General features: G+C 61.7%; 20 protein-coding genes and 1 pseudogene. 9 read left to right on the top strand and 12 right to left on the bottom strand.

The features are described from left to right. Window positions 1-7: 7 nt before the first annotated feature. The 7 genes from AC0R79_RS00075 to AC0R79_RS00105 all read right to left on the bottom strand — a co-directional run bounded on the left by AC0R79_RS00075 (window position 8) and on the right by AC0R79_RS00105 (window position 8,594). On the bottom strand, window positions 8-2,431 hold the full coding sequence (locus AC0R79_RS00075; RefSeq protein ID WP_474732671.1) for a fimbria/pilus outer membrane usher protein: 2,424 nt from the start codon (window positions 2,429-2,431) through the stop codon (window positions 8-10). Beyond that, the gene (locus tag AC0R79_RS00080; RefSeq protein WP_127800625.1) at window positions 2,431-3,141 is read right to left on the bottom strand and encodes a fimbria/pilus chaperone family protein; all 711 of its coding nucleotides are present in this window, start codon (window positions 3,139-3,141) and stop codon (window positions 2,431-2,433) included. Before AC0R79_RS00080 ends, AC0R79_RS00075 begins: the two co-directional genes overlap by 1 nt. Before the next feature lie 101 nt (window positions 3,142-3,242). Next, window positions 3,243-3,893, bottom strand: coding sequence for a DUF1120 domain-containing protein (locus AC0R79_RS00085; protein WP_127800627.1), 651 nt, complete (start codon window positions 3,891-3,893; stop codon window positions 3,243-3,245). A 221-nt stretch (window positions 3,894-4,114) separates the two neighbouring features. Further along, complete coding sequence (locus tag AC0R79_RS00090; protein ID WP_127800629.1) at window positions 4,115-4,657, bottom strand: hypothetical protein; 543 nt, start codon at window positions 4,655-4,657, stop codon at window positions 4,115-4,117. A 13-nt stretch (window positions 4,658-4,670) separates the two neighbouring features. Continuing rightward, entirely contained in the window at window positions 4,671-7,094 is a 2,424-nt protein-coding gene (locus tag AC0R79_RS00095) for a fimbria/pilus outer membrane usher protein (protein WP_474732674.1), read from the bottom strand. Further along, entirely contained in the window at window positions 7,094-7,801 is a 708-nt protein-coding gene (locus tag AC0R79_RS00100; protein WP_474732676.1) for a fimbria/pilus chaperone family protein, read from the bottom strand. The genes AC0R79_RS00095 and AC0R79_RS00100 overlap by 1 nt, the downstream gene beginning before the upstream one ends. A gap of 130 nt (window positions 7,802-7,931) precedes the next feature. After that, on the bottom strand, window positions 7,932-8,594 hold the full coding sequence (locus AC0R79_RS00105) for a DUF1120 domain-containing protein (protein ID WP_085606112.1): 663 nt from the start codon (window positions 8,592-8,594) through the stop codon (window positions 7,932-7,934). 378 nt (window positions 8,595-8,972) lie between these two features. Between AC0R79_RS00105 and AC0R79_RS00110 the strand changes: the two genes are divergently transcribed. Next, entirely contained in the window at window positions 8,973-10,508 is a 1,536-nt protein-coding gene (locus tag AC0R79_RS00110) for a phospholipase D family protein (protein WP_433899878.1), read from the top strand. A 21-nt stretch (window positions 10,509-10,529) separates the two neighbouring features. Here AC0R79_RS00110 and AC0R79_RS00115 read toward each other — a convergent pair whose 3' ends face one another. Next, window positions 10,530-11,675: an MFS transporter gene (locus AC0R79_RS00115; protein WP_007954456.1), complete on the bottom strand. Its 1,146-nt coding sequence runs from the start codon at window positions 11,673-11,675 to the stop codon at window positions 10,530-10,532. A gap of 184 nt (window positions 11,676-11,859) precedes the next feature. Next, on the bottom strand, window positions 11,860-13,353 hold the full coding sequence (locus AC0R79_RS00120) for an aldehyde dehydrogenase (RefSeq protein WP_474732679.1): 1,494 nt from the start codon (window positions 13,351-13,353) through the stop codon (window positions 11,860-11,862). A 235-nt stretch (window positions 13,354-13,588) separates the two neighbouring features. On the opposite strand from AC0R79_RS00120, the gene AC0R79_RS00125 reads away from it, so the two are divergent. The 3 genes from AC0R79_RS00125 to AC0R79_RS00135 all read left to right on the top strand — a co-directional run bounded on the left by AC0R79_RS00125 (window position 13,589) and on the right by AC0R79_RS00135 (window position 14,730). Further along, complete coding sequence (locus tag AC0R79_RS00125; protein WP_085606116.1) at window positions 13,589-13,951, top strand: cupin domain-containing protein; 363 nt, start codon at window positions 13,589-13,591, stop codon at window positions 13,949-13,951. 49 nt (window positions 13,952-14,000) lie between these two features. Beyond that, the gene (locus tag AC0R79_RS00130) at window positions 14,001-14,321 is read left to right on the top strand and encodes a hypothetical protein (protein ID WP_474732681.1); all 321 of its coding nucleotides are present in this window, start codon (window positions 14,001-14,003) and stop codon (window positions 14,319-14,321) included. Between the two features lie 187 nt (window positions 14,322-14,508). Beyond that, window positions 14,509-14,730, top strand: coding sequence for a hypothetical protein (locus AC0R79_RS00135; RefSeq protein ID WP_085606120.1), 222 nt, complete (start codon window positions 14,509-14,511; stop codon window positions 14,728-14,730). A 119-nt stretch (window positions 14,731-14,849) separates the two neighbouring features. Here the strand turns inward: AC0R79_RS00135 and rpmG are convergent, their stop codons facing one another. Continuing rightward, window positions 14,850-15,005, bottom strand: a complete 156-nt coding sequence (gene rpmG / locus AC0R79_RS00140) for a 50S ribosomal protein L33 (protein WP_003177274.1) — start codon at window positions 15,003-15,005, stop codon at window positions 14,850-14,852. 11 nt (window positions 15,006-15,016) lie between these two features. Further along, window positions 15,017-15,250, bottom strand: coding sequence for a 50S ribosomal protein L28 (rpmB, locus tag AC0R79_RS00145; RefSeq protein WP_003177273.1), 234 nt, complete (start codon window positions 15,248-15,250; stop codon window positions 15,017-15,019). A 446-nt stretch (window positions 15,251-15,696) separates the two neighbouring features. On the opposite strand from rpmB, the gene AC0R79_RS00150 reads away from it, so the two are divergent. Continuing rightward, window positions 15,697-17,283 (top strand): ABC transporter substrate-binding protein, encoded by a 1,587-nt coding sequence (locus tag AC0R79_RS00150; RefSeq protein WP_007954449.1) that lies wholly within the window; start codon window positions 15,697-15,699, stop codon window positions 17,281-17,283. Between the two features lie 77 nt (window positions 17,284-17,360). Here AC0R79_RS00150 and radC read toward each other — a convergent pair whose 3' ends face one another. Next, the gene (gene radC, locus AC0R79_RS00155) at window positions 17,361-18,035 is read right to left on the bottom strand and encodes a RadC family protein (protein WP_127800635.1); all 675 of its coding nucleotides are present in this window, start codon (window positions 18,033-18,035) and stop codon (window positions 17,361-17,363) included. Between the two features lie 135 nt (window positions 18,036-18,170). Here radC and coaBC point away from each other — a divergent pair, with 135 nt between their 5' ends. The 4 genes and pseudogenes from coaBC to argB all read left to right on the top strand — a co-directional run bounded on the left by coaBC (window position 18,171) and on the right by argB (window position 22,404). Further along, window positions 18,171-19,379 (top strand): bifunctional phosphopantothenoylcysteine decarboxylase/phosphopantothenate--cysteine ligase CoaBC, encoded by a 1,209-nt coding sequence (gene coaBC, locus AC0R79_RS00160; RefSeq protein WP_085606127.1) that lies wholly within the window; start codon window positions 18,171-18,173, stop codon window positions 19,377-19,379. Between the two features lie 5 nt (window positions 19,380-19,384). Next, window positions 19,385-19,840 (top strand): dUTP diphosphatase, encoded by a 456-nt coding sequence (gene dut / locus AC0R79_RS00165; RefSeq protein ID WP_007954445.1) that lies wholly within the window; start codon window positions 19,385-19,387, stop codon window positions 19,838-19,840. A 257-nt stretch (window positions 19,841-20,097) separates the two neighbouring features. Further along, window positions 20,098-21,474 (top strand): annotated as a pseudogene (locus tag AC0R79_RS00170) (phosphomannomutase/phosphoglucomutase); the annotation flags it as partial. Between the two features lie 24 nt (window positions 21,475-21,498). Further along, window positions 21,499-22,404, top strand: a complete 906-nt coding sequence (gene argB / locus AC0R79_RS00175; protein ID WP_007954443.1) for an acetylglutamate kinase — start codon at window positions 21,499-21,501, stop codon at window positions 22,402-22,404. Window positions 22,405-22,418 lie beyond the last annotated feature (14 nt).

A 22,418-nucleotide genomic window follows, 5' to 3' on the forward strand; every position in this document is an offset into this window, starting at 1 on the left:
CACTCGTTCAGGACAGCTCGGCCGGCGCGCAGGTGGCATCGACCCGCTCGATGAGCGCGCTGTCGTCAGGGAATTCGGAAAGAGGGAAACGCAACTCGCACCGCGTGTTGTCAGGGAGCTGCACATGCAGGCGCTGACCGGCTTTTGCGTCGGGCAGAAAAATCGTTCCGGAGTCCTGGACCGTCGTCAGGTAGCGGCCCTGTTCGTCGTGAACGCTCAGCCCCTTGGCCAGCCATTGCCGGTCGGCGGTCATGGCGTTGAGCAACAATCGCCGGACGGTGACGAGGGAAAAGTCCAGATGCTGCACCGACCCACGGGCGGGCTGCACTTCCTTTACCCCGTCGAGCACTTCGACGTTGCGCGACAGGCTGAGCGGGTCGACTTCCAGCCGTGCCGTCGACCAGGCCGGCAGGCTCGCCGCGACTGCGTGACCCGAACCATCGGTCCAGACCGGTCCTTGAGGCGTGTTCAGTTTTACGCCTGATCGATCACCGGCCTTGAGTACGCCGAAGGTGTCGCGCAAGGGATAAGGCGACAAGGTTGCGCCGTCGCGATGCAGCGCCACACCGCCGCGCAGCCCCACGTCGTAATCGGTCGCGCCGGATCGCTGGCCGACGCCGACGTCCAGGCTGGTGTAGCGCGGCAGCGCATTGAAGCGCACGCCGTAACTGGCCGCAGTCTCATCGCGGTACTCCGCGTTGGCGTTGTAGGCCAGGTTTTCACCCAGTACGTCGCTGACGGCCACGCCCCGGCGCAGGCCGGATCGATCATCACGGCGCAAATAGCCGCGCAGCCTTCGCTGGCCACCGAGCGCCATTCCCAGCGTCAGGTAAGCGGAGTTGCCCAGGCGATCAGATGCCGTGTCGCCGATGGCACGTTCCAGGTTCAACGACAGGCTGATGCGCTCAGGCAATGTGCGCGACCACGACAGGCCAAGACGCGACTGCGACGGCTCACCCTTAGTCGAATATCGCGACCAGGTCGCCCCGAATGCCCCCCATTGATCCACTGAGCCGGTGAGAGAAAACACCAAGTGATCGCGACCGGGGGATTCGGCCCGGTGGAGCTCCTGATCCCAGCCGGTGTCTGACAGCGTGCGAAAATTCCGGCTCTGGCGCACCGCAACCAGGCTCGTCGACAGGCTCTCGGACAGCGGCGCACTGAGCGTCAGTTGCGTCTGGCTGCCTCCCGCGCCACTGGAGCGGTCATCGGACAGCACCTGTCGCAGGCCCATTGCGTAGCCGCCGGCCCACTGTCGTTGCAGGCCCCAGCCTGTCGACAGGTAGTCGGTTGCCGCGAGCACACCGGCGCTCAGTCGGGTGGCCTGCCCCCAATCCCAATCCTTGCTGAACGCCGTGAAAGAAGGCGTCTGTCGGTCGTCCGAGCCCAGCTGTCGCACCGTGCCCAGCGCAAAGTTGAAACCGCTCGGCCCGGCCCATTGCGCTTCGTGGAGGCTGGCCGCCGGCACGCGCAAGCGCCGCGCCTGCCCATCCTGTTCGTGGACAGTCACCTCAAGATCAATCCGGTTGCTCAGCAGCGGCAGTGCTCGCAGCGTGAACGGCCCACTCGGCACCATGGTGGTGTAGATCATCACGCCGTTCTGCCGGACTTCGATGCGGGCCGGCGAATACGCGACACCTTCCACCTGCCCGCGCGCGCCGTCCTGCGCCGCGCGCAACTGGGTGAATGCCGCTTCCGGCACGATCTGCACGCCGTTGAAGGATTCGCCGGCAAACAAGCTCGACGCGAGATTCAATTGCCCGACCTGCAGGCTGGCTTCGGCGTCCTCCAGCGTACGCGCACCGTAGGCATACAGGTGCTCGAACCGTGAGTTGCCGGAGGTCGACGTGTAGGACTGTCGGCTGCGCAGCACCCAGTCCCCGGCATTCAGGCCAACCTCCGAACCGAGGCTTTGAAACCTGTCGTGCCGGCCTTCCTGCTGACTGCCGACCATCAACGCGTCGTAGTTGAAAACGCCGGCCGTACCACCATGGGCGAAGTTGTTTGGCGTACGCTCCGCCAGCATCAGACTGTCGGTCGGTACCAGCAGGTCAATCCGTTCGCGTCCCGGGTCCAGTCGCACGATTGCTTCGGGAAATCCCTCCGCCAGCGTCATGCACTGCTCCGGTCGCAACTTGTCCATCGAGGTTGGCGGGCGTACTCCCGCAACGTTCAGCCATTGGGGGTGCAGGCACAGTTCACCGCGCTCGTTGAACGATACCCGCACGCGGCCTCTGGCCTGTCCGTTGACCTCAAGCGCCACGGAATGCTCGCCTTGGATGAAGCGCGGCGCTTCACGAAAGTACGCCGCCAACGCGGGATCGATGCCACGGTCTCTCAACACGCGGGCGTCGAACTCCAGTGACTCGGCCGCCAGCGCACTGCAGTTGGCCGCAAGCAGCAACACGCTCCAACGAACGCAGACCTTCATCAGCGGGTAACCGGCGCGTCGTAATGGTCGACCGCAAAGCCGTAGGTGGTGGCCGGGAAGATCCTCACCGCCATCGTCTGTGCGGAGGTGTGCAAGGGCAACTCGGCGTGCATTCGCTCGCCGGGCAGGATGTAAGTCTTGGGCAGGTTCACCGAGCGGGTGCCCGGCAGAGGCACAATCGTTTTCGCCAGCCGCACCACGTAAGGGCTCGAATTGACGACCTGTACACCGTTGGCATCCATTGACCAGGTCAGCCGCTTCCAGGGTTCACGTTCGACCGGCAACCCGGCAGGGCGCAAAATCACTGGCAGGTTCTGGCGTACACCGAGAGCAACTCGGGCTCCGGCAGCATCACTGGCCGGACTGATCCCCTCAAAGATCACCCGCTTGAGGCGTTCGGTTTTCAACGGTTGCCGGTTTTGCAGAATGAATCGCACTTGCTGAATGCCGCCCGGTTCGACCCGGGCAATGGGCGGGGTGAAGACCAGCAGGACGTCGTCGCGGTCCTCGATGTTCTCAACAGTGGTGTGCAGCAGTGCGGGATGCGTGTCGGTATTGCGCACGTTCATCACCGCCTCACCCATGCCCTCCTCGACCAACAGCACCGGCGTCTGCGGAACCATTCCGGCGGCGTGGGCCAGCGGCATTGAAAACCATGCGGACAGGCACAGCGGCGCCGTCCTGAGAACAGACTTGAAAGAAATGAGCATCGGGATAATCCGTGAAATCCTGGATGCGATCCGGCAGATGCCGGACCGCGCTCGCGTGCGTCAGTCAGTCTCGGTGCGTGAGAGGCACCGGGACGCTGCCGTCAGAGGTAGAACATGTCGAACGTCACGGAGCCGTCCAGCGGGATTTCGTTGGCAATCGGTAGAGCGTTGCTTGGGCCGATGATCGGCAGCAGGTACATCGGGAAACCGTGGTGACGGGCGGCAACCGGACCGGTCGCGGCGTTGGCGCCCCACGAGTACAACTGTGGCGCATTGCTGACCAGCGTACTGGTCGGCACACCCCATGTCGGGAACGCCAGCGTCCGGGTCAGCAATATCTGCGCATTGCCGTCAGTCTCCGGAATGCCGTGACGCAAGGCGAAACCCCCAATGGGCGTACCGTTGATGTCACCCAACCCGTAGAACAGCGCCGGATCACTCTGCCCGGCACCATCACTGATGCCCGGCAGCTTGGTGCCGGCTCGGTTATCGCGCACCGACACTTCCACCGGAGCCGGTGCATCGCAATTGATGTGCAGGGACACATCGCTACCGGCCAACAGTGTCTGAGTGGTCGGATTCAACGTCGCCGCCGAAATTTTGCGCAGATCCACCGTGCTGCCACCGGCGAAGGCCGGAATGCAGGACGTCGGAATAATGGTGCCGATGACATTCAGGTCAACGCTTTCTGCCATTGCCATTGTTGGCAGCAGCGCCGCCGCCAGTACTGCAAGACGGTATGTCTTTTTCATAAGCCGTAATCTTCCATTTGATTGACAGTTCAGTCCCTACAAACTTGGTATGTAAGTAAGCGGGCTGATGATTGCGGCTTATGAGAGATAAATCTGTAGGAAACGGGAGCGCTCAAACAGCGAAATCACGACTGGTTTAATAGGTAATTTGAGCTTGGTGGCGGGATCCTACGCTGCCGTGGCCGGATGCTTTGAACCGCCATGTTTCCGGGGTCCGAGATTCAGTACGCCTGAAAGCGCAGATCGATCCCGAACCGGGTCAGATCGGCAACCCGGGTCTGCGCTGACCCTACCCGTCCTTCAAGTTCCACTTCGACGTCCATGCGCTGACCTTCCAGTGCAACGCCCGCCCGCGCGGGAATCAGGCTTTGCCCGGTGGGCCAGACAGCCGCGCCGGATGCGGCACCCGGTTCAAATCCAAGCCACTGCGCGGCCTTGCCATCCACCCGGACAGCCATCACATGGACCCTCAACACCCCTGCGCCAAACCGATAGTCCACGGTATCCGCGGCCGGCGCCGCCAGGTCGAGTCGCAGCGCAACTGTCCGTTCACACTGAACGGTGATCTGCACCCGTCGGCGCCCGAAACTCAGCTGGTCATTGTCCAGGGGCTGCTGCAGCAACTGACCGCGCGTCATCGCTCCAAAATCGATGGAAGGCTGCCCCAGCCTGACTGCACAGCCCGACTGCGCCTGTGCCTGATCGGCGATAAACACGGCACTGAGCAATGCCAGACCGATCGTGCCGGTATTCAAACGATGCATGGTGACTGACTCCTTAAACCGCGTGGCAGGTGGCTTGCGCCGTTTCATACAGCGATTGCGTGTCGGGCTGTTCGCCGAGGCTGTAGACCAACCGGCAGCGACTGCCATCGGGCAGCACCACGTGCAATCTCGTGTCTGGCCGGACATCGGGCAAGAAGATCGTGCCGGCCTCCAGTACGTTGGTGATGTACTGTCCCTGCGCGTCGAAAACGGCTCCGCCCTTGCGCAGAAGAACGTTGTCGGCGGTGCGCGCCTGCAACAGCAGGCGCCGCGCGGTGACCATGTCGAACGCCAGATGCGCGAAGGCGCCACGCCCGGCTTCGACCTCTTGAAAAGCGTTGTGCACATCGACATTGCGTCCCAGGCTGGCCGTGTCCAGCTCGACCCGTCCTTTGCTGTACGCCGGCAGACTCGCTGCCACGGCGTGTCCGGAATGATCGGTCCAGACCGGGCCTCGCGGGGTGTTCAACCTGACGCCCGCGCTGTCGCCGGCCTTGAGCAAGGCGAAGGTTTCGCGCAGCGGATAAGGCGACAGCGTTACGCCACCACCGTGCACCAGCGCACCGCCACGCAGGCCGATGTCATAGTTCTGGCTATCCGCACCACTGCGCGAATAGCCCATATCCAGCTGGCTATAGCGGGGCAACAGATTGACCCGTCCGTTGAACCCGGCGCTGCCGTCATCCGGTCGCTCGGCGCCGATGCTGTAGGCCAGGGTGTCGCTGAGCTGTTCATTGAATCGCAGACCGCTGCGGGTGCCGCTCACGTCGTCGTTACGCACGTAACCGCGCAAGGTCTGGCGCGCGCCCAACGGCAGGCTGACACTCAGATAGGCCGCTGTGCCACGAGCATCATCGGAGGCTCCGGCAACATCGCGCTCAACCGTCAATGTCACATTGGCCCGCCGAATACTCTGCGACCAGGCCAGGGCGACTCTGGACGTGGCCGTCCCGTCAAACATGGAAAACCGCGAATAGCTGGCGGAAAAGCCTCCGTACACCGGACTGCTGGTGCTCAGGTTTGCCGTCAGCTGATTGCGCACTCGCTGGAACGGTCGATCATTGCGCGAATCCCAGGTGGTGTCCGACAGCGTGCGGAAACCCTGGGTCTGCTGGGTCAGCGCAACACTTGTCGACAACCGTTCACTCAACCGACCGCTGGCCGTCCACTGCAATTGCGTGCCGGACACGGCCTGATCCTGTGCCCGGGAAATCACCTGGCGCCCACCGAGTATCAGCCGACCACCGATGCCGCCCTGCATTGCCCAGCCCAGCGACTCATAGCCGGTGCCAAACATGGCGCCGGCCGTGACCTGCCCGCGCGGGCCCAGCCGCCAGTCCTTGCTGGCAGCGACAAAGGACGGCGCATCACGCTCGTCACCGGCATAACGCCTTACCTGACCGACCGCCAGCCCATAGCCTGCCGCCCGGCCCGTCATACCGCCCCGCAACTGCGTCGCCGGCACAATGAAACGCCGTTGCTGACCGTCCTCTTCGTGCACCGTCACTTCCAGATCCACGCTCTGACTGAGCAGCGGCAAACCCACCAGCGTGAACGGCCCACTGGGCACCACCGTGGTGTAGATCAGCGCACCGTTCTGGGTGACTTCGATTCGCGCGGCGGAATAGGCAATGCCTTCAACCCGCGCACCGGAGCTGTCATCGTCCAGCGCCATCAGGGCCAGTTCCGGTTGCACCTGAAAACCGTTGAATGCCTCACCGGAAAACAGCGGCGAGACCATGTTCAACTGACCCAGTTGCAGGTTGGCCTGATAGCGTTCCGAAGTGTGCGAGGCGTAGGCATACAAATGCTCGAGGCGATTCTCTCCGGCGAACTCGCTGTACACCTGCCGACTGCGAAACGACCAGTCCGCCGCATTCAGGCCCAGCTCGGCATTCAGATTGCGGAACTGCGAAGACTGGCCGGCGAAACGACTGCCCAGCAGCAAGGCGTCGTAGTTGAACAGGCCTGCCGTACCCCCGTTTAGGAAGCTGCGACGGGCCGGGCGATCAGGCACCAGCGCATCGGTGGGCAACAGCAGCGAGATGTGTTCCTGCGACGGATCGGCTTGTACCACCGCACCCGGAAAGTACCGGGCGAACAGTTCGCATCCCGAATCACCCGCCGACTCGACGTGATCCGCCGCCCGGAATCCGCCCCGCTCCGGAAGTGAAGGCGTGAAACACAACTCGCCTTCGGCATCGAACGCGACCTGCACCTGCCCCTTCGCAACGCCGTTGACCGATAGCGAGACTGCCTGCACGCCCTCGCGAAAACGTGGCGCCCGACTGAAGTACTCGGCCAGGCGCGGATCCAGCCCACGGGATTTCAGTACATCCGGATTGAACTGCACGGACAGCCCCTCGGCGCTTCTGGCGACGGAAGCGGTGCCGAGAACGATGATCAACGCCGCGCCGGCCAGACAACCTCGATGCATCAATCCGTCACCAAAGGAGCATCGAAGTGCGCAATGGCGAAACCGTAGGTGGTCACTGGAAACAGCCGCACCTGAAGCGGCGAACCGCTCGGATCAGGCGTCCCGCTCAAGGTCAGTTGTTCGCCGGGCAGCACATAGGTGCGGCCCAGATCCATCTCTGTGTTGTCGGGCAGCAGTGTCACCGAATGGCCCAGCCGCACCACGTACGGGCTGGGATTGCGCACCTGAATGTCAGTGCCCTGTCGCGACCACACCAGATGCTTCCAGGGCTCGCGGTCGACCGGCAGATTCGCCGGGCGCAGGATCGCCGGAATGTTCTGGCGCAGGCTCAGACTCACCTGCGCCTTGCCCGTCGAGTCCTGCGGCGCGATTCCCTCGAAGATCACGCGCTTGAGGCGTTCGGTCTTCAAAGGCTCCGCACTGCGCAGAATGAAACGCACACGCTGCGTCGCACCAGGCTCGACCCGTGCCACCGGCGGTGTCAGCAGCAGCAATGACTCGGTATCTTGCGGCACGTCTTCGACAGACGTGTGCAGGAGCGCGGGATGCGACTCGCTGTTGAACACATTGATACCGGCCTCACCCACGCCTTCGTCGAGCACAACGACAGGCGTCTCGGGAACCATTCCCGCCGCCCGGATCGGGCCGGGCACCCAAAAAGAAACCAGCAGCACACTGGCGATGGCTTTTCGCACAAAGGCGTTCATGACGTTGTCCACGGGCGAGCGCGCAGCCGGCATCCGTGCCGGGCCACAGGCCAGCCGATAACATTGATTGGAAAGGACAGGCCCCGGAAGCGACCGGTGCCTGTCGATGATTGGCGCGTTGCGCGTTCTGTCAGAGGTAGAGCAGCTCGAACGTTGCCGAGCCGTTGAGCGCGATTTCAGAAGTAATCGGCAGATTCGCGGACGGGCCGATGACCGGCACCAGCGTCATGGGAAAGATGTGCACGACGCCCGGCGTCGGGCCTGCGGCCAGGGATCCTCCCCACGAATAGCGAAGATTGCCGCCATCCGCATTTTTTCCGACCAGCGTGGCCGTATCGGGGGTGTCCCAGTTGGCCATGCCCCCTTGCTTGTACATGATCATCGAAGGCTTGCCATCGACGGTGGGTGTACCGTATCGCAGGCCGTAGCCACCGATCTTGGCGCCCGCGACTTGTCCGATTCCGTAGATGTACATCGCCCAATCGGTGCCATCCACGACGATACCGGGCAGCTGGGTATGTGCCTGGTTGTCATGCACTTTGATGGCCATCGGCGCATTTGCCGAACAACGGATGCTCAGCGTTACATTGCGGGTTTGCAGCTCGGTCTGCCGGTCGCGATTCAGTGACCCGGCGGGGATGTCCCCTAACTCGACCGTATTACCGTCAGCAAAGGACGGCGTACACGAGGTCGGGATGATGGTGCCGGTGATGGTCAGGTCTGCACCATCGGCCATGGCCAGTGCCGGACACAGGGCGCTTGCGACAGCGATTGCACGAAAGGTCTTGCGCATGAAAATTCTCACTCCATAAGAATCGAAAGATGACAGCCAGCTGCGCTTCTTCTGCTGAAAAACAGGAAACGTCCTGCTTCAGAATCAGCGTTGTCATTATTCCGATTGCCTCCCGGCAGTGATGTAAGGCGAGAGTGTATTGCGCACTGGAAAAATCGCTGCGGGCCGTAGCTGACGTCAGCCGGAAAAATCCTCGACTTGTTTAAGAAACGGCCTCCTGCCGACAGCCACGAACTACAAACCGCTCTGCTTCAGGGATCGGATTGATTGCCCTTTTCGAACAGGCAACAGACGGCGTGCGCCGTGCCATACTCCTGACCTCGCCCACACCCGGAACGACCCGACTTGAGCCCCAGACATTCCCTGCCATTTGCACTGATGTTCGTCCTGCTGCTCGCCGGGTGCGCCTCGCTGGATGTCCCGCGCGAACCGAGCCAGGCGCTGCCGGCGTCCGACTCCGCGTTCGGCCGTTCGATCCAGGCCCAGGCGGCGCCTTACAAGGGCCAGTCCGGCTTTCGTCTGCTGTCCAATAGCACCGAAGCCTTCACCGCCCGCGCCGAATTGATCCGCAACGCGCAACGCAGCCTCGATTTGCAGTACTACATCGTCCATGACGGCATCAGTACGCGAATGCTCGTGGAGGAAGTGTTGAAGGCCGCCGATCGTGGCGTGCGGGTGCGGATCCTGCTGGACGACACCACCAGCGACGGCCTCGACCTGATCATCGCCACCCTGGCGGCACATCCGCAGATCCAGATCCGCCTGTTCAATCCGCTGCACCTGGGGCGCAGCACCGGCGTGACCCGGGCGGCCGGGCGGCTGTTCAACCTATCGCTGCAACACCGGCGGATGCACAACAAGTTGTGGCTGGCGGACAACAGCGCGGCCATCGTTGGCGGGCGCAACCTGGGCGACGAGTACTTCGATGCCGAGCCCAACCTGAACTTCACCGATATCGACATGCTCAGTGTCGGGCCGGTCGCCGAACAGCTCGGGCACAGTTTCGACCAGTACTGGAACAGCGCCCTGAGCAAGCCGATCGACGAATTCCTTTCCAGCAAACCCTCGGCCAAAGACCTGCAGAACACCCGCACACGCCTGGAAGAATCACTCGAAGAAACCCGCAAACAGAATCACGCGCTGTATCAGCAGTTGATGACCTACCGCACCGACCCGCGCATGGACATCTGGCGCAAGGAGCTGATCTGGGCCTGGAACCAGGCGCTGTGGGATGCGCCGAGCAAGGTGCTGGCCAAGGGCGAACCCGATCCGCAACTGCTGCTGACGACCCAACTGGCACCGGAGCTGACCGGTGTCAGCAAAGAACTGGTGATGATTTCTGCCTACTTCGTGCCGGGGCAGCCAGGGCTGGTCTACCTGACCGGCCGGGCCGATGCCGGCGTGTCGGTGAGCCTGCTGACCAACTCGCTGGAAGCCACCGACGTGCCGGCGGTGCACGGCGGTTATGCGCCGTATCGCAAGGCGTTGCTGGAACATGGCGTGAAGCTGTTTGAGCTGCGGCGCCAGCCCGGGGATAACGACGGCAGCGGCCCGCACCTGTTTTACAGCAAGTCCTATCGCGGCTCGGATTCGAGCCTGCACAGCAAGGCGATGATCTTCGACGGCAAGAAATCGTTCATCGGCTCGTTCAATTTCGACCCGCGCTCAGTGCTGTGGAACACCGAAGTCGGCGTATTGGTGGACAGTCCTGAACTGGCAGCCCATGTGCGCGAGCTGGCCTTGCAAGGCATGGCGCCGGCGCTCAGCTACGAAGCGAAACTGCAGGACGGAAAAGTGGTGTGGGTCACCGAGGACAATGGCCAGATGCACACGCTGACCAAGGAGCCCGGCAGTTGGTGGCGGCGCTTCAATGCGTGGTTCAGCACCACCGTGGGACTGGAGCGGATGCTGTAGCAGCCCGCTCCAACCGGCTTATCAAGCGGGCTCCGGCACCTTGCCGAACGCCCCTTGCCGCGACAGCAGAATCACCAGCCCGAAGGCACCGGCCGCCATCAGCCACGGCAACGCATGCCCGCTGATCCACTGACTGCCCGCGCCCGCCATCAACGGCCCGATCAGACAACCAACGCCCCACAGCTGCGCGACATGCGCGTTGGCGCGCACCAGCGCATCGTCGCGGTAGCGCTCGCCGATCAGGATCAATGACAAGGTGAACAGGCCCCCGGCACTGGCGCCGAACAGCACCCACAGCGGCCAGATCAGCAAAGTGTCGAGCAACATCGGAATCGCCAGACTCGACAGCATCAGCACCACGGCGCAGCCGGTGAACAGGGTCCGCCGTGACAGATAATCGGCCAGTGCACCGATGGGCAATTGCAGCAGCGCATCGCCCACCACCACGGTGCTGACCATCGCCAGCGCAATTTCGGCGGTGAAGCCCTGTTGCAGGCAATACACCGGCAACAGCGTCAGGATCATTGCTTCGAACGCGGCGAACAACGACACCGCCCAGGCGATTGCCGGCAGTTCACGAGCGAACCCCCACAGATCGCCGAAGGTCACGCTGCTGGCCTCGCTGCTTGGCGCGCCACTGCGACCCAGCAGCAGAAACGGCGAAGCGATCAGCAGACCGACACCCACCCAGAAACCGTAATCGTGATCGGTGCCGAGTGCGCCCAACAGCAACGGACCAGACAGTTGGCTCAACGCATAACTGCTGCCATACAGAGCGACCAGTCGTCCGCGCCAATGCTCGACCACCAGTTGATTGATCCAACTCTCGCCGAGGATGAACACGATGGTCAGGATCACCCCGATCATCAGCCGCAGCACCAGCCATATCGGGTAACTCGGCAGCAGCGCCAGCAGGCCGATGGACAGTGCCCCGGCCCACAGGCACAGGCGCATCAGGTTCGCGGTGCCGAAGCGCGCGGCCAGATGACTGGAAATCTTTGCCCCCAGCAACACGCCAATGGCCGGCATTGCCGCCATCACACCGATGGCGAACGAGCCGTAGCCCCAGCCCTCCAGGCGCAACGACACCAGCGGCATGCTGACACCGAGGGCCAGGCCAACACTCAAGACAGACGCCAACACGGCGAAATACGTCGCCCAACGCATGGTCCACGCTCCTGTGGATAATTTTTATATGCACCACAAAACACTGTGGGAGCGAGCTTGCTCGCGATAACGGTTTCACATTCAGCAAATGTGCTGACTGATACACCGCTTTCGCGAGCAAGCTCGCTCCCACAGGGATCTTTGTATCGTTCGGGAGCCCGCCTCGGCAGGCTCCCTCAGCGATTTACAGCTTGATCCAGGTCGCCTTCAGCTCGGTGTATTTGTCGAAAGCGTGCAGCGACTTGTCGCGGCCGTTGCCCGACTGCTTGAAGCCGCCGAACGGTGCGGTCATGTCGCCGCCGTCGTACTGGTTGACCCACACGCTGCCGGCACGCAGGGCCTTCGCGGTCAGGTGCGCCTTGGAAATGTCCTGAGTCCAGACCGCTGCCGCCAGACCGTAAGGCGTGTCGTTGGCGATGTTGATCGCTTCCTCGGCCGTGTCGAAGGCAATGACCGACAGCACCGGGCCGAAGATCTCTTCCTGAGCGATTTTCATCGCGTTGCTCACGCCGTCGAAAATCGTCGGCTCGACGTAGGTGCCACCGGTTTCCTGAAGAATGCGCTTGCCGCCGGCCACCAGTTTGGCGCCGTCGGTGTGGCCCGACTCGATGTAGGACAGCACGGTGTTCATCTGCTGAGTGTCGACCAGCGCGCCAACGTTGGTGGCCGGATCCAGCGGGTTGCCCGGTTTCCAGGTTTTCAACGCTTCGATCACCATCGGCAGGAATTTGTCCTTGATCGCACGCTCGACCAGCAGACGGGAACCTGCGGTGCAGACTTCGCCCTGGTTGAAGGCGATGGCGCTGGCGGCGGATTCGGCGGCGGCCTGCAGATCCGGTGCATCGGCAAACACGATGTTCGGGCTCTTGCCGCCGGCTTCCAGCCAGACGCGCTTCATGTTCGATTCGCCGGAATAGATCATCAGTTGCTTGGCGATCTTGGTCGAACCGGTGAACACCAGGGTGTCGACATCATTGTGCAGAGCGAGCGCCTTGCCGACGGTATGGCCATAGCCCGGCAGCACGTTCAGCACACCTTTCGGAATACCGGCCTCGACCGCCAGTTCGGCGATACGGATGGCGGTCAGTGGGGATTTTTCCGATGGCTTGAGGATCACCGAGTTACCGGTCGACAGGGCCGGGCCGAGTTTCCAGCAGGCCATCATCAGCGGGAAGTTCCACGGCACGATGGCCCCGACCACGCCGACTGGCTCACGGGTCACCAGACCCAGTTGATCGTGCGGCGTAGCGGCGACTTCGTCGTAGATCTTGTCGATCGCCTCACCGCTCCAGCTCAGCGCTTGCGCAGCGCCCGGCACGTCGATGTACAGCGAATCGCTGATCGGCTTGCCCATGTCGAGGGTTTCGAGCAGGGCCAGTTCTTCGGCGTGCTGCTTGAGCAGGCCGGCGAAACGGATCATGGTGGCTTTGCGTTTGGTCGGCGCCAGGCGCGACCAGACGCCGGAATTGAAGGTGGCGCGGGCGTTTTCCACGGCGCGCTGGGCGTCGGCGGCGTCACAGCTGGCAATCTTGCCCAGCAGACGGCCATCGACCGGGCTGATGCACTCGAAGGTCTCGCCGGAGACGGCATCGGTGTACTCGCCATTAAGGTAGGCGCGGCCTTCGATCTTCAGGTCGCGGGCGCGTTGTTCCCAGTCGGCACGAGTCAGGGTGGTCATTCGAGTGTCCTCCTCTTGTTCAATACGAGCGCCGCGATCGTCGCGGTCGTCCTCAGGAATACTGCCCGGCCAGCCTGCTTTTCGGCCCAAGGCATCCGCCACCCTAAACCAGCGGCCGGGGTTGTTTCAATATATTTGACATAAGCTCGCCATACGGCCTTGCGGCGTTCAATTTAATCAACATAGACTTTGGCCCTTTCACGCCATCGCGCCGTCATCACGGGAGAAAACAACAATGAACATCCAGAACGTCGTCGACATCAGCCTGACCACAACCGAAGCCGAACGCTATCGCCCGGACCCGGCCAAAGTGCTCAAGGGCGATCCCGAGCAAGCGGTGTTCAATCAGTACGACAGCCCTTGTGGGCAGATGGGTGTCGGTGTATGGGAAGGTGCGGTCGGGCAGTGGACGGTGAACTACACCGAGCACGAATACTGCGAAATCCTGCAGGGCGTTTCGGTGCTGCGTGACAGTGAAGGCAATGCCAAGACCCTGCGCGTCGGCGACCGCTTCGTGATTCCGGCCGGTTTCCGTGGCACCTGGGAAGTGCTGGAGGCTTGCCGCAAGGTCTATGTGATCTTCGAACAGAAGGCCTGATCCGACACAAGTGGTGACTACGCGAGTAAGACGCGTGCAGTGCTTCTGAGTGAAACTTCGCGGCAGCGCTCATACATCGGGCAATTTCCTACCGAGGCAGGATGTCTCGGCAGGACTGACCGGCGAGCGCTTCCAACCGAATGAAACGCAAGGAGGCACCGTGCCTGATTTCTGCAATATCAACGCCGCGCAATTCGCTGTCGGCCAACTCGCAACCCCTGAAACCCTGAGCGCCATCCGTATTGCAGCCGGGGTGCAAAAGCATCGGCTGGAACGGCCGGAGGATCTGTTCAATCTCCTGCCCAAACCTGACCGGATCAGGGTACTGGTCAACGAACGCAATGAGATCGATGAACTGATCTGCGGTTGATCATCTGGCAACAAAAAAGGCCCGTATTTTCAGATACGGGCCTTTTCGCAAGGGTTGCACGGTGATCCGCACAGGGAAGCACCGCGGGCGCAAAAAATAACTATATACCGCAGCTCCTTCCGAAGTCGGCCACACACTTGGTGAGTTCAGCCAATGAACGTCTCAATCACGCAAAGGAAATGCGAACATGAACAATGAACAAGTAACTCACCAGGTACGCCATATGATTGGCAGTCGCTACGTAGCCAGCGTCAAAGCTTATCTTGCCGAGCTGACCGGCCGGGACGTACGCGGTGGTACCGGGTATCTCACCGCAGATCTCAGCCCGGGACGCCTGACAGTTCACCTTGATGCTCAAGGCAACATCGACGTGATCGAAATTGATCGCTCCAACGAACAAAAAGCCTGAAGCCTCGGATCAACCGGACAAGACCAGCTGGAGCGTGAGTCGACTGCACTGAATCACGCGTAACAAAAAAGGCCCGTATCGTGAGATACGGGCCTTTTTCGTAAGTCGGGAAAAATCAATTACTTGATTTTGCCTTCCTTGTAGATCACGTGCTTGCGAACAACCGGATCATATTTCTTGATCTCGATTTTGTCCGGAGTAGTACGCTTGTTCTTGTCGGTAGTGTAGAAGTGACCAGTACCGGCGCTCGAGATCAAACGAATCAATTCACGCATGATTAGCTCCCTTAAACCTTGCCGTCGCGACGCAGCTCGGCCAGCACAACGCTGATGCCACGCTTGTCGATGATACGCATGCCTTTGGCGGAAACGCGCAGGCGTACGAAACGTTTCTCTTCTTCAACCCAGAAGCGGTGATGCTGCAGGTTCGGCAGGAAACGACGACGGGTTTTGTTGTTTGCGTGGGAAATGTTGTTCCCAGTCACCGGACCCTTACCGGTAACTTGACATACTCTAGACATGCCTCAGCCCTCTAAAACCACATGCCCAACCCGGCATGGGTTGGCCGCTTAATCTCTAGTCATTGTGGCGCCAGGCGCCGCGATTCTTTAGAGGTCTTACCGGCTACACCTACAAGCGAAGGAACCGGGCCCCTAGAAAAGAGCGCTGCTTTATACCAGAAAGACCAGGGAGCAACAACTTTCCGTGTGCAAAGAATGGCTAAAAAGCCGCTTTTTCTGGCCGCAAGCGGCTTGGGCAAAGGCTGCCGGCAATTTTTACCATTCGTCGAAGAAAAACGATCATACCCGCGATCGAGACTTTTCCTGCCGTCTCTTCCGACAAATCATCCGCCCAGCAGCCCCGAAAATGCAAAAAGGGGATAGTCATTTGCAATCGCGACCACTAGGGTAGACCTTTTCCAGACTGCACTTGCAGATGGGCCTTCGATCTGTAAAGGAAGCCGACCATGCGCCTCGCTGCCCTCCCCCTGCTCTTCGCCCCGCTGTTACTGAGTCCACTGGCCCAGGCCGCCGCCCTGAGCGTCTGCACCGAGGCCAGTCCCGAAGGCTTCGACGTGGTGCAGTACAACTCGCTGACCACCACCAACGCCTCGGCCGACGTGCTGATGAATCGCCTGGTGGACTTTGACACCGCCAGCGGCAAGGTCGTCCCGAGCCTGGCCGACAGCTGGGAAGTCAGCACCGACGGCCTGACCTACGTGTTCAAGCTGCACCCGCAGGTGAAGTTCCACACCACCGACTACTTCAAGCCGACCCGCGAACTGACCGCCGAAGACGTCAAGTTCAGCTTCGACCGCATGCTCGACCCGGCCAACCCGTGGCACAAAGTCGCCCAGAGCGGCTTCCCGCACGCCCAGTCGATGCAGTTGCCGAGCCTGATCAAGAAGATCGACGCGCTGGACCCGCTGACCGTGCGCTTCACCCTCGATCACCCGGACTCGACGTTCCTGGCCACCCTGAGCATGGGTTTCGCATCCATTTACTCTGCTGAATACGCCGACAAACTGCTGAAGGCCGATGCCACCGACAAGCTCAACAGCCAGCCGGTCGGCACCGGCCCGTTCGTGTTCACCCGGTTCCAGAAAGACGCGTCGATCCGTTACAAGGCCAACCCGGACTACTTCCGCGGCAAGCCTGCGGTGGACCCGCTGATCTTCGCCATCACCCCGGACGCCAACGTGCGCCTGCAAAAGCTGCGGCGCAACGAGTGCCAGATTGCCCTGTCGCCAAAACCGCTGGACGTACAGGCGGCGAAGCAGGAGCCGACGCTGAAAGTCGAAAAGACTGACGCGTTCATGACCGCATTCGTTGGCATCAACAGCCAGCATCCGCCGCTGGACAAACCGGAAGTGCGTCAGGCGATCAACCTCGCCTTCGACAAGGCCAACTACCTCAAGGCTGTATTCGAAGACACCGCCGAAGCCGCCAACGGTCCGTATCCGCCGAATACCTGGAGCTACGCGAAAAACCTGCCGGGTTACGCCCACGACGTGGACAAGGCCAAGGCACTGCTCGCCAAGGCTGGATTGAAGGACGGTTTCCAGACCACCATCTGGACCCGCCCGTCCGGCAGCCTGCTGAACCCGAACCCGAGCCTCGGCGCGCAATTGCTGCAATCCGATCTGGCGGAAATCGGCATTCAGGCAGAAATCCGCGTGATCGAATGGGGTGAGCTGATCCGCCGCGCCAAGGCTGGCGAACATGACCTGCTGTTCATGGGCTGGGCCGGCGACAACGGCGACCCGGACAATTTCCTGACCCCGCAGTTTTCCTGCGCGGCGGTGAAATCCGGCACCAACTTCGCCCGCTATTGCAACGCCGACCTGGACAAACTGATCAGCGCCGGCAAGACCACCAGCGAGCAAGGTGTGCGCACCAAGCTTTACGAACAGGCGCAGGCGCAGATCCAGCAGCAGGCGCTGTGGCTGCCGTTGGCGCATCCGACGGCGTATGCGCTGACGCGTAAGGACGTGCAGGGTTATTCGGTAAGCCCGTTTGGGCGGCAGGATTACTCCAAGGTCACCCTCAAATAACCTGCCACCACACAAATCCCCTGTGGGAGCGAGCCTGCTCGCTCCCACAGGGGCCCGCCTCGCTTTCAGAATCTCAATTACATCCAACCACACTCCGCCATCGACAACGGTTCACCATCGCCAACGATGAAGTGATCCAGCACCCGCACGTCGATCAACTCCAAAGCCTTCTGCAAGCGTTTGGTCAATAATCGATCAGCCTGACTCGGATCGCTGTTCCCCGACGGATGGTTGTGGCACAGGATCACGGCCGCCGCGTTATTGGCCAACGAGCGCTTCACCACTTCGCGGGGATGCACGGCGGTGTTGTCGATCGAGCCGCGAAACAGAGCCTCGAAGGTGAGCACTTGATGCTTGGAATCCAGAAACAGGCAACCGAAAACCTCGTGCGGCTCGTGGCGCAGCATGGCTTTGAGGTAATCACGTACCACCTGTGGATTCTCCAGCGCCGTTTTCTGGCGCATGCGCTCGGCCAGATGTCGCCGCCCCATCTCCAACACAGCTTGCAGTTGGGCAAACTTCGCCGGCCCCAGGCCCAATTGCTCGCTGAACGCCCCGAGATCAGCCTCCAGCAACGCACGCAGACTGCCGAACTGACTCAACAAGTGTCGTGCCAGATCCACCGCGCTTTTACCGGATACGCCAGTCCGTAGAAAAATCGCCAGCAATTCGGCATCGGAAAGACTTCCCGAGCCCTGTTCCAACAGCTTCTCCCGCGGCCTTTCCGCCGCCGGCCAATCGCGAATACTCATACACCTTCCTTGTCTGTGGGCGCCGCTGTTCCGTAGCGGTCGCTGTGATATCGTAGCCCATCTTTTTTGCGGGCGAATTCACCCTGGGGAGGGGGTTTCGCCACGTATGTCACCAACGAAATGAAAGGCAGACCTATGCAGCGGCTGTATCGGAAACGCATCGTTCTGGGCGTCGGCGGCGGTATTGCTGCCTACAAGAGCGCCGACCTTGTGCGCCGCCTGATCGATCAGGGCGCCGAAGTGCGCGTGGTCATGACCCGTGGCGGCAGCGAATTCATCACCCCGCTGACCATGCAGGCCCTGTCAGGCCACCCGGTTCACCTGGACTTGCTCGACCCGGCTGCTGAAGCCGCGATGGGCCACATCGAACTGGCCAAATGGGCCGATCTGGTGCTGATCGCCCCGGCCACCGCCGACCTGCTCGCCCGTCTGGCCCAAGGCATCGCAAACGATCTGCTGACCACGCTGGTGCTGGCCACCGACGCCATCGTCGCTGTCGCTCCGGCCATGAACCAGGCCATGTGGCGGGATCCGGCGACCCAGGCCAACCTGCAACTCCTTGAAAGCCGTGGTCTGAAGACCTTCGGTCCGGCCTCGGGCAGCCAGGCCTGCGGCGACGTCGGCATGGGCCGCATGATGGAAGCCACCGATCTGGCCCAGCTCGCGGCGGACTGCTTCCAGCGTCAGGCACTGACCGGCAAGCACGTGGTGATTACCGCCGGCCCGACCCAGGAAAACATCGACCCGGTGCGCTACATCACCAACCACAGCTCCGGCAAAATGGGCTTCGCCTTGGCTGAAGCGGCGGTGGAAGCCGGCGCCCGCGTGACCCTGATCAGCGGCCCGGTACACCTGCCGACGCCGGATCGGGTCACCCGGATCGACGTGGTCAGCGCCCGCGACATGCTCGCCGCGTGCGAAGCCGCGATTCCTTGCGACATCTTCATCGCCTCGGCGGCGGTCGCGGACTACCGTCCGGAAGTCGTCGCCCCGCAAAAATTAAAGAAAGACCCTACGAGCGGTGACGGCTTCGTCCTGCAAATGGTGCGTAACCCGGACATCCTGGCCACCATCGCGACCCGTCCCGACCGTCCGTTCAGTGTCGGCTTCGCCGCCGAGACCGAACACCTGCTCGACTACGCTGCACGCAAGCTGAAGGACAAGAACCTCGATCTGATCGTCGCCAACGACGTCGCCAACCCGAGCATCGGTTTCAACAGCGAAGAAAACGCCTGCAGCGTCATCGACCGTGCGCTGCACGCCACGGTTTTCGCCCAGACCAGCAAGAGCAAGATCGCTCGCCAACTGGTCACTTTTATCGCCGAACGTCTGAACCAGGTTTAATTTACATGCACGCTTTGCAAGCCAAGATCCTCGACCCACGCATCGGTACCGAATTCCCGCTGCCGCAATACGCCACACCGGGCTCCGCCGGCCTCGACCTGCGCGCCATGCTGCAAGAGGACATCGTGATCAAGCCGGGTGAAACGGTGCTGATCCCCACCGGTCTGTCGGTCTACATCGGCGATCCGAATCTCGCCGCGCTGATCCTGCCGCGTTCGGGCATGGGCCATAAGCACGGCATCGTGCTGGGCAACCTCGTCGGCCTGATCGACTCCGACTACCAGGGCCCGCTGATGGTGTCCTGCTGGAACCGTGGCCAGACCGAATTCACCATGCCGGTCGGCGAGCGCCTGGCGCAGCTGGTGCTGGTGCCAGTGGTGCAGGCGCACTTCGAAATGGTCGAAGAGTTCGTCGAGACCGAGCGCGGCGCTGGCGGTTTCGGCCATTCCGGCACCAAGTGATTGGTTTTGTGGCGAGGGAGCCTGCTCTCTCGCCATAAAAATACGCAGAATCATCTGGAAGCTTTACCGCTGAAAATCAAGGCATTGGCTGGCCAAAGCCACGCCGCACAAGGCGTCATGGCCCTTTCACACCACGAACTCTCTGTGAAAACCGCCGTCATACCCTTCAGTTTGAGCTTGCCGTCGAATGAGTCGTCGGTGTGTCCAGCCACTTTCGAGATGGAGCATTTTCGCAGATGAGCACCCCCGCCCAAGTCGCCCCGAAGCTTCCCGACAGCATCTTCCGCGCCTACGACATTCGCGGCACCGTGCCGGAATTCCTCAATGCCGAAACCGCCTACTGGATCGGTCGCGCCATCGGCTCCCAGAGCCTGGCCCAAGGCGAACCAAATGTGTCCGTCGGCCGTGACGGCCGTCTGTCCGGTCCGGAACTGGTTGCCGAACTGATCCGAGGCATCGCCGAAAGCGGCTGCCATGTCAGCGACGTCGGCCTGGTGCCGACGCCTGCGTTGTACTACGCCGCCAACGTGCTGGCCGGTAAATCCGGCGTGATGCTCACCGGCAGTCACAACCCGTCGAACTACAACGGCTTCAAGATCGTGATCGCCGGCGACACCCTCGCCAACGAGCAGATCCAGGCCCTGCACGAGCGCCTCAAGACCGGCAACCTGAGCAGCGGCACGGGCAGCGTGACTCAGGTCGAGATCCTCGACCGCTACAACACCGAAATCGTCCAGGACATCAAACTGGCCCGGCGCCTGAAAGTCGTGGTCGACTGCGGCAACGGCGCGGCCGGTGTGATCGCCCCGCAACTGATCGAAGCGCTGAACTGCGAAGTCATCCCGCTGTTCTGCGAAGTCGACGGCAACTTCCCGAACCACCATCCGGATCCGGGCAAGCCTGAAAACCTCGTCGACCTGATCGCCAAGGTCAAGGAAACCAATGCTGACATCGGCTTGGCCTTCGACGGCGACGGCGATCGCGTCGGCGTGGTGACCAACACCGGCACCATCGTGTTCCCGGACCGTCTGCTGATGCTGTTCGCCCGTGACGTGGTGGCGCGCAACCCGGACGCGGAGATCATCTTCGACGTCAAATGCACCCGTCGCCTGATCCCGCTGATCAAGGAATATGGCGGTCGGCCGCTAATGTGGAAGACCGGTCACTCGTTGATCAAAAAGAAAATGAAACAGTCCGGCGCGCTGTTGGCCGGCGAAATGAGCGGGCACATTTTCTTCAAGGAACGCTGGTTCGGTTTCGACGACGGCATTTACAGCGCCGCACGGCTGCTGGAAATCCTCAGCAAGGAAAAATCTTCGGCCGAGGAGCTGTTCGCGACCTTCCCGAACGATATTTCCACGCCGGAAATCAATATCCATGTGACCGAAGAGAGCAAATTCAGCATCATTGATGCACTGCACGATGCGCAGTGGGGCCCAGGCGCCGACCTGACCACCATTGACGGCGTGCGGGTCGACTACGCCAAAGGCTGGGGCCTGGTGCGCGCGTCCAACACCACACCGGTGCTGGTGCTGCGCTTCGAGGCCGATGACGAGGCGGAACTGCAGCGCATCAAGGCTGTGTTCCATGCCCAACTGAAACGCGTTGCACCTGATCTCCAACTACCGTTCTGATTGCTGATTCACCCGGAGCCCTGAATGACCCTCGAACGCGATGCCGCCGCCAACACTGCCAAGGTCCTGTCCGAAGCGCTGCCTTATATCCGCCGATACGTCGGCAAGACCCTGGTGATCAAATACGGCGGCAACGCGATGGAAAGCGAGGAGCTGAAAACCGGCTTCGCCCGCGACATCGTGCTGATGAAGGCCGTGGGCATCAACCCGGTGGTCGTGCACGGCGGTGGCCCGCAGATCGGTGATCTGCTCAAGCGCCTGTCGATCGAAAGCCACTTCGTCGACGGCATGCGCGTCACCGACGCCGCGACCATGGACGTGGTGGAAATGGTCCTCGGCGGTCAGGTCAACAAAAGCATCGTCAACCTGATCAACCGTCACGGCGGCAGCGCCATCGGCCTGACCGGTAAAGACGCCGGGCTGATTCGTGCGAAGAAGCTCACCGTCACCCGCCAGACCCCAGAGATGACCCAGCCGGAAATCATCGACATCGGCCATGTGGGCGAAGTGGTCGGGATCAACACCGAACTGCTGAACCTGCTGGTCAAAGGCAACTTCATCCCGGTGATCGCGCCGATCGGCGTGGGTGAAAACGGCGAGTCGTACAACATCAACGCTGACCTGGTGGCCGGCAAGGTTGCCGAAGCGCTGAAAGCCGAGAAGCTGATGCTGCTGACCAACATCGCCGGCCTGATGGACAAGTCGGGCACCGTACTGACCGGCCTGAGCACCCAGCAAGTCGACGACCTGATCGCCGACGGCACCATCTACGGCGGCATGCTGCCGAAGATCCGCTGCGCGCTGGAAGCGGTACAGGGCGGCGTGGGCAGCTCGCTGATCATCGACGGCCGTGTACCGAACGCGATCCTGCTGGAAATCTTCACCGACACCGGTGTGGGTACGCTGATCAGCAATCGCAAGCGCCCATAAGCGCTCGCGCAAAC

The sequence above is a fragment of the Pseudomonas sp. HD57-3 genome (genome assembly GCF_056113135.1).